We start from the raw sequence: 7,454 nt of genomic DNA, 5'->3' as shown, positions 1-7,454 counted from the left end.
CGCACGATGTCCCCGGTCCGCAGCCGGGCGAGCGCCGCCGCGGATTCGGCCCGCCGGCGCGCGGAACCCTCCCGCGACAGCGCGGCCTCCCGCTCGGCGATCTCCCGGCGCAACCGGTCGTACTCGCCGATGTCACCCTTGTCGCAGCTCAACGCCTCGCGCTTCGCGTCGATCGCCTCGGTGTTGCGCTGCACCGCCCGGGCCAGGCCCACCACGGCCCGGTCGGCCTGGAACTGCGCGAACGACGACTCCAGCACGGTACGTGCCCGCTCCCGCCCGAGCCTGCCGACCAGGTTGACGGCCATGTTGTACGACGGCCGGAACGACGAGCGCAGCGGATAGGTCCGCGTGGAGGCCAGCCCCGCGAGCGCGAGCGGGTCCAGCCCCGGCTGCCACAGGACGACCGCGTGGCCCTCCACGTCGATGCCGCGCCGCCCGGCGCGGCCCGTCAGCTGGGTGTACTCCCCTGGGGTGATGTCCACGCGGCTCTCGCCGTTGAACTTCGTCAGCCGCTCCAGCACGACCGTGCGGGCGGGCATGTTGATGCCGAGTGCCAGGGTCTCCGTGGCGAAAACCACCCGGACCAGCCCCTGGACGAACAGCTCCTCGACGATCTCCTTGAAGGTTGGCAGCATGCCGGCGTGGTGGGAGGCGATGCCGCGTTCTAGTCCCTCCAGCCACGCCCAGTAGTCGAGCACGGCGAGGTCGGTCTCGGGGATCCCGGCGGTGCGTTCCCGGACCAGGGTCCGGATCCGCTGCTGCTCCGCGGGGCCGACGAGCCGCAGACCCGCACGCACGCAGGAGGTGACCGCCGCATCGCAGCCGGCCCGGCTGAACACGAAGACGATCGCGGGGAGCAGGCCGTCGCGGTCGAGCCGTTCGACGACCTCCGGCAGGCCCGGCACCCACGTCCACCGGCGCGCGCCGGCCGCCCCCCGACCGCGGCCGACCGTGGGATAGCCCCCCGACAGCGCCCGGCTCTCCTCGCGGGCCAGCCGCAGCAGGTCCGGGTTCACCACTCGTCCACCGACCGCCGTCGGACCACCACGGGCCGCGGGGAAGTCTGCCACGGGCGCCCGGCCGGCACCCCCATTGCGACCACGGTCGCCACCGCGACCCCTCTGGGTGTCCCGGCCCCGTTCGCCGTTACGGTTACCGCCCCGGTCTCGCCCGCCGGGCCGCTCCCGCTCCCGCCCGCGGTCCCGATCGCCGCGGTCCCGATCGCCGATGGTGGCGCGCCGGGTACCGGCTACCTCGAATCCGGCCTCGACCCCGGCGCTCCACCTCGACCGAGCGAGATCATCGTCCAGGACGGCACGGAGTGCCGCGGGTCCGCCCGGCGGCGGGGTGCCAGGAGTGTCCTCGAGGAACAGGTCGTACAGGGTGCGGTCAGCGAGCACATGCTGCCACAGCGGAACGGGGCGATGATCGCTGACGATGACCCGGGTGTGGCCGCGCACCGTGACCAGCCACTCGGCGAACTCCTCGGCGTTACTCACCGTCGCGGACAGGGAGACCAGCCGGACCTGCGCCGGCAGATGGATGATGACCTCCTCCCACACGGCGCCGCGCTGGCGGTCGGCGAGGTAATGCACCTCGTCCATGACGACGTAGCCGAGGTCGTCCAGCCGGCCGCTGTCGGCCGGGCCGGCGTAGAGCATGTTGCGCAGGACCTCGGTGGTCATCACCACGATCGGGGCGTCGCCATTGCGGGAGGTGTCCCCGGTCAGCAGGCCGACCGAGGCGGCGCCGTAGCGGGAGACGAGATCGGCGTACTTCTGGTTCGACAGCGCCTTGATCGGCGTCGTGTAGAAGCAACGCGTCCCGGTGCGCAGGGCGAGATGGGCAGCGAACTCGCCGACGACCGTCTTACCCGCTCCCGTCGGGGCCGCGACGAGCACCCCTTCACCGGCCGCCAGCGCCGCAACCGCCTCGAACTGGAACGGGTCGAGCCCGAAGGGGAGGCCAGCGGCGAACTCCACAAGAATCTCGGGCGTGGAGGACACATCAGCCACCCTACGGGACGCGACGGCCGGCAGCCGACCGGTTTACGCCGGTCCCGACCGGCCGGGGAGGAACCGACGATCATCAGGTGATGTCGCCGTAGGCCCGTCAGGTGATGTCGCCGTGGGTGACGTCGGTACCCGAGAAGCCCGGGGCGACGGGGGCCGTCCTCGCGCCGACGGGTGTCGACGACCCGGTGCCGGCCGGGTCCGCCGTGCCGGGCGACGTGGCCGTCGCCGCGGGGCCCGCCGAGCGGGGCGGGGCGTCGTCGAAGTCCAGCGGGGAGGTCTCGTCGTCGTCCAGGTCGGTGTACGGGGAGGTGTCCCCGCGGCGGGCCACCCGCCGGTCGTTAAGCCAGCCGATGATCAGTGCGACCTCGTAGAGGACCACCATGGGCAGGCCCAGCGCGAGCATGGTGAACGGGTCCTGGCTGGGGGTGACGATCGCAGCGAACACGAACACCAGGAAGATCTCGGCCCGCCGCCAGGACCGCAACTTGGCGGTGCTGATGATCCCGGCCAGATTCAGCATCGTGACGAGCAGCGGAACCTCGAATGACAGTCCGAAGATCAGCAGCATCGCCTGGACGTAGCTGAGGTACCGGTTGCCGTCCAGGACGCTGACCAGCCCGTTGCCGCCGAAGCCGAGCAGCAGACCCAGTCCGGTCGACAACGTCAGGTAGGCGAAGACCCCGCCGATGGCGAACAGGGCGAGGGAGACGCCGACAAAGGTCAGCGACCAGCGCCGCTCGTGACGGTGCAGACCAGGGGTGATGAAGGACCAGAGCTGATACAGCCACACCGGCGAGGAGACCACCGCCGCGGCGATCATAGAGATCTTCAGGCGAATGGTGAACGCGTCGAGGATGCCGAAGAAGTACAGGGTGCAGTCGTCCGCTGCCAGGCCATCCGGGCTGAACCGCTTGCTCGCCGGTAGGTCGCAGTACGGCGCCTTGAGCCAGTCGAAGATGCGCGGCTCGAAGATGAAACAGACGACACCGGCGACCGCGAACGCGAGGAGCGCGATGGCGACGCGGTTGCGCAGCTCACGCAGATGCTCGGTGAGCGGCATGCGACTGTCCTCGACAGTGCGCGTGCGGCGGTGGTTCACCGATGCGACGAGCCTTTGCGGCGTAGGCAACCCTGGCACGTCGGCGGCTCCTGGTCGAGAGGAAGGAGGAAGGGGCGCCGGCGGACGCCCGACAGGCCGTGGGACCGCCGTGAGGTCAGCCCCGGTCGGCGGCCGACGCGGTGCCGTTCACGGACGCGGTGGCGTTCACGGACGAGGCGGGGGCCTGACCGGGCGCAGCGGCCTGCGGCTGGACCACCGGCGGCTGGGCCTCGATCGGCAACGGGGCCGGCTGCGCCGCGGGCGCGGGCTGGTCATCCTCGCGCAGGCCCTTTGTCTCGGCCTTGAAGATGCGCAGCGAACGACCGAAGGAACGCGCGGCGTCAGGAAGCTTCTTCGACCCGAACAGCACCAGAACGACGAGGGCGATGATGATGATTTCGGTGGTGCCCAGATTTGGCATGGTCGGCGTCCTCCGATGAGCGGGGTACCGGGCCCGGTCCGACGACCGGTGCGATCGATGCTACGTCCGCCAGCCTAAGAGGGGATAGACGGCGTGCGGGTATCCCGGAGATGACGGATGCGCAACGAAGCCAACCTGCACGATAGCTCGTAGCACTCGGCGGGCAAAGCGTGTCCACAACGACACCAGAAACCCCAAATCATCACCGATCGCTACCTCGTCAAGCCGGAAGTCCTGGATTGTGGCAACACAACACCATATGGCACGATCGACGTCACGCGACGGTCACTCCCGGCGGATCACACGGGGACCACGGATCCGGTCAAGCGGATCCGGTCAGGACGTGCGTTCGGCGAGCCGCGCGCTGACCTCGGCGTGGTCGAGCCGCGCCGCGAACGCCGCGGTGTCCGAGGCCAGGGCCGAGACCCGCGCGGACAGCTCCGTCGTGGCGGCCCGCACCGCGCGCATCTTCTGCCACACCCGCCACGCGCTGAGCGCCAGCAGGGCGAGCGCGCCGACGATGAGGACGAGGTAGAGGAGCGCCCAGAGCACACCGATCACCCTACTCGGCGGTCGGCGTGAGCCCGTAGGCGAGCAGAGCCCGGCGGGCCAAGGCGTGCACCTCCTCGGCGAGCGCCGGCGGCTCGACCACCCGCACGTCGGCCCCGAGGCCGAGGACCAGCCGGTGCAGCCAGGAGGTCTCCCCGGCGTACAGCGTGACCTCGAGCCGTCCGCCGGGCAGCTCGCGCACCTCGGTGACCGGGTAGTAGTCGGCCACCCACCGGGCCGGGGACGCCAGCTCCAGCACGACCCGCACGTCCGCCGGGCCGGGCCGGTAGATCCCCTCCCTGGTGTCGCGGGACACCGTACCCGGCGGCGGGACCGCCGGGGCGTCGAGGATCGTCACCCCGCCCGGCCCGTCGATGCGGTCCAGCCGGAACAGCCGCACCGCCTCCGCCCGGTGGCACCATCCCTCCAGGTACCAGCGGCCGTCCTGGACCAGCACCCGCATCGGGTCGACGTCGCGCTCGGTCAGCTCGTCGCGGGACCACACCAGGTAGCGCAGATGCACCCGCCGGCGGTCCCGCAGCGCCCGCTGCACCACCGCGAGGACCTCGTCGTGGACGTCGAGGGTGACGCGTACCTGGCCGACGGCGGCGGTGCCGGCGGTGCCGACCGCCTCCTCCAGCTTCTCCAGCGCCCGGTCCAGGGCCTCGCGGCCGGCGAGGCCGGGCACGTCGGCGAGCGCGCGGGCGGCGACGATCAGGGCCGTCGCCTCGTCGACCGACAGCCGCAGCGGCCGGTCGAGAGTCTGCGGATCGACGACGGTGATCTGATCACCGGAATAGCTCAGGTCGATGAGGTCCCCGGGCGCGCCGCCGGGCAGGCCGCAGACGAACAGCAGGTCGAGGTCGTCGCGCAGCTGGCGGGGGGTGACCCCGAAGGCCACCGCCGCCTCGGTCAGGGAGATCCCGGGATGCGCCCGCAACCAGGGGACGAGCGCGAGCAGCCGGCTCAGCCGGTCGGTGGCGGCGCTCACCGCGTGCCCGGAGCGAGCGCCGGACGATGAACCGGGGCGGGCACCGCACGGCGGATCATCGGGCGCTCACCGGGCGTTCGTCGCGGCGCACCCCCGCAGGTGGGGACGCCACGCCGCGGGCGGCGGTGCCCGCGAGCGTGGCGGCGGTGCCCGTGAGGGCCGCCCGGAGCCGACCGACCACAGCCGCGCGCAGCTCGGGTGGGTCGACGACGACGACGTCCGGACCCGATCCGACGATCCACCGGGCGAGCTGTTCGGTGTCGGCGAAGTCCATCTCCAGCAGATCCATGCCCGGCGGTGGATTCGTGTCCGGCGACGGATCGGCGTCGGCCGGCGACGGCGACGCCGCCGGGCGGGCGTACCGTCGCAGCGCGTGCGCGCTGCCCCGGCGGACCGCCAGCGTGGCGGTCCGGAAGCGGTCCGGGGGGGCCTGCGCCGAGACCATCGCCCGCAGGTCGACCCCTGGCGGGACCTGGACCGCGCCGGCCGGTCCGACCATGCGCACCGGGCCGGTGAACCGGGACAACCGGAACACCCGGGCCGCACCACGGTGCAGGTCGTGCCCGGCGAGGTACCATCGCCCCCGCCAGGACAGCACACCCCAGGGCTCGACGTGCCGGTCGGCGGCGTCCGTCTCACCGACCTTCCGGTACGGGAAGCGGATGGTCCGACCGGCCTGGACCGCCGCGAGGCACTGCTCGAAGGCCAGCTCGGTTGCATCGACCCGCGGTTCGAAGCCGTCAAGCACTCCGAGCCCGCCACCACTCACCGCGGCCCCGCCCGCGGCGAGCTTGCGCAGGGCGCTGGCGGCGGGCCCGGCGAGCGCCGTGCTCGACCACAGCGAGCCGGCGACGGCCAAAGCCGCGGCCTCGTCCGGTTCCAGGGCGATGTCGGGCAGCGCGTAGTCGCCGCGGCGGATACGGTAGCCGATCTCGTTGCTGAATGCCGAGTCCGCGCCGGTCTCCAGGGGGATGCCGATCTCCCGCAGATACGCCTTGTCCCGCTCGAACATCCGCCGGAAGGCGTCCTGCTCTTCCTCGGTGCGCCCGGGCTCGTAGCCCTCCACCAGCTCGCCGATCTGGGACACGGTGAGGAAGCGCGATGTCGCCATCAGGCACATCGTCAGGTTGAGGAGCCGCTCCACCCGTCGCCGGGACACACCCGCAAAGGGTAGCCGCCGGAGTTCACCGGCCACGCACCACCCCGTCCCCGCCCCACCGCTGGCGCACCGGTCGCGCCCACCGGGCCACCCACGGCCGGGCCGGGTGAGGGCCGGTGGGCTACGGCTGGCCGGCGCCGGCCCCGACGCCCGACGTGGCCCCGTCGACCGCGATCAGGTCCACCACGAACACCAGAGTGTCGTCGGCGAGGATCGTCGGCGGACGTCCCCCCACCGGGCCGTACCCGAGGTCGGGCGGGATGATGATCTGGCGGCGGCCGCCGACGCGCATCCCGTCGATGCCCTGCCCGAAGCCGGCGATCGTGCCGTCCAGCGGGAAGGTCGCCGGCTGGCCCCGCGCCCAGCTGCTGTCGAACTCCTTGCCGTCGCGCCAGAGCACGCCCACGTACCGGACGGTGGCGGTGCTGGTGGCGGAGGCGACCGCGCCGTGACCGGTCACGAGATCGGTGGTGACCAGCGTGGCCGGCGCCGTCCCCCGGCCCGCCGCGGAGATCGGCTTGCGGCTCAGGTCGGTGGCACCCGCGACCGCGGGGACCCGCCCGGAGATGTCGTCGACGGCCGTCCGGGAGGGCACCGGCGCCGCCTTGGTGCCGTCGGGGGCGTCGGAGGCGCCGCAACCGGCCAGGAGCGGGGCGAGCAGCACGGCACCCGCGAGCAGGTGCCGGCGGGTGGCGGACGGCCGACGGCCGCTGCCACGCGAGCCGGAACGGGCTGACGCGAAGGGCAGGACGACGCCGGCGCGTCGCGGCACGAACATCACAGGGGCTCGAGTCCTCACATACTGGCGATGAGCTTGTCGACCCGATCGTCGACGGAACGGAACGGGTCCTTGCACAGGACCGTACGCTGAGCCTGATCATTGAGCTTCAGGTGGACCCAGTCGACCGTGAAGTCCCGGCGTTTCTCTTGGGCGCGCTTGATGAACTCGCCGCGCAGCCGGGCGCGGGTGGTCTGCGGGGGGCGTGACTTGGCCTCGAAGACGTCGAGGTCACGGGTGACGCGCTCGACCAGACCAGCCCGTTCCATCCGGTAGTACAGGCCCCGGTCACGGTGGATGTCGTGGTATTTCAGGTCGAGCTCGGCGACCCGCGGCGAGGCCAGCGACAGCCCGTGCTTGTGCCGGAACCGCTCGATGAGCACGTACTTCGTCACCCAGTCGATCTCACGGGCGACGAGCTCGAGGTCGTCGGTCTCGATCG

8 protein-coding genes are annotated in these 7,454 nt (G+C 72.3%); all 8 read right to left on the bottom strand.

Features of this window, described 5'->3' with window-relative positions; translation table 11 throughout:
• Window positions 1-2,006 (bottom strand): DEAD/DEAH box helicase (locus AC08OT_RS17500; protein ID WP_476603049.1); only part of this gene is annotated, 2,006 nt, incomplete at its 3' end.
• Between the two features lie 106 nt (window positions 2,007-2,112).
• Window positions 2,113-3,153, bottom strand: coding sequence for a twin-arginine translocase subunit TatC (tatC, locus tag AC08OT_RS17495; RefSeq protein ID WP_476592350.1), 1,041 nt, complete (start codon window positions 3,151-3,153; stop codon window positions 2,113-2,115).
• Between the two features lie 76 nt (window positions 3,154-3,229).
• The gene (tatA, locus tag AC08OT_RS17490) at window positions 3,230-3,535 is read right to left on the bottom strand and encodes a Sec-independent protein translocase subunit TatA (RefSeq protein WP_476592349.1); all 306 of its coding nucleotides are present in this window, start codon (window positions 3,533-3,535) and stop codon (window positions 3,230-3,232) included.
• A gap of 336 nt (window positions 3,536-3,871) precedes the next feature.
• Window positions 3,872-4,087 (bottom strand): hypothetical protein, encoded by a 216-nt coding sequence (locus AC08OT_RS17485; protein ID WP_476592348.1) that lies wholly within the window; start codon window positions 4,085-4,087, stop codon window positions 3,872-3,874.
• A gap of 10 nt (window positions 4,088-4,097) precedes the next feature.
• Window positions 4,098-5,075 carry a helix-turn-helix transcriptional regulator gene (locus tag AC08OT_RS17480; protein ID WP_476592347.1) on the bottom strand — a complete coding sequence of 326 codons (978 nt, stop codon included), beginning with the start codon at window positions 5,073-5,075 and terminating at the stop codon, window positions 4,098-4,100.
• A 55-nt stretch (window positions 5,076-5,130) separates the two neighbouring features.
• Complete coding sequence (locus AC08OT_RS17475; RefSeq protein ID WP_476592346.1) at window positions 5,131-6,186, bottom strand: helix-turn-helix transcriptional regulator; 1,056 nt, start codon at window positions 6,184-6,186, stop codon at window positions 5,131-5,133.
• A gap of 169 nt (window positions 6,187-6,355) precedes the next feature.
• On the bottom strand, window positions 6,356-7,015 hold the full coding sequence (locus tag AC08OT_RS17470) for an FKBP-type peptidyl-prolyl cis-trans isomerase (protein WP_476592345.1): 660 nt from the start codon (window positions 7,013-7,015) through the stop codon (window positions 6,356-6,358).
• A gap of 14 nt (window positions 7,016-7,029) precedes the next feature.
• Window positions 7,030-7,454 (bottom strand): proteasome accessory factor PafA2 family protein (locus AC08OT_RS17465; protein ID WP_476603048.1); only part of this gene is annotated, 425 nt, incomplete at its 5' end.

This window comes from Frankia sp. CgJB1 (assembly GCF_977947065.1).
Note: the sequence above shows the minus strand (reverse complement) of the source record. Positions and strands in the feature narration are given on the sequence as shown.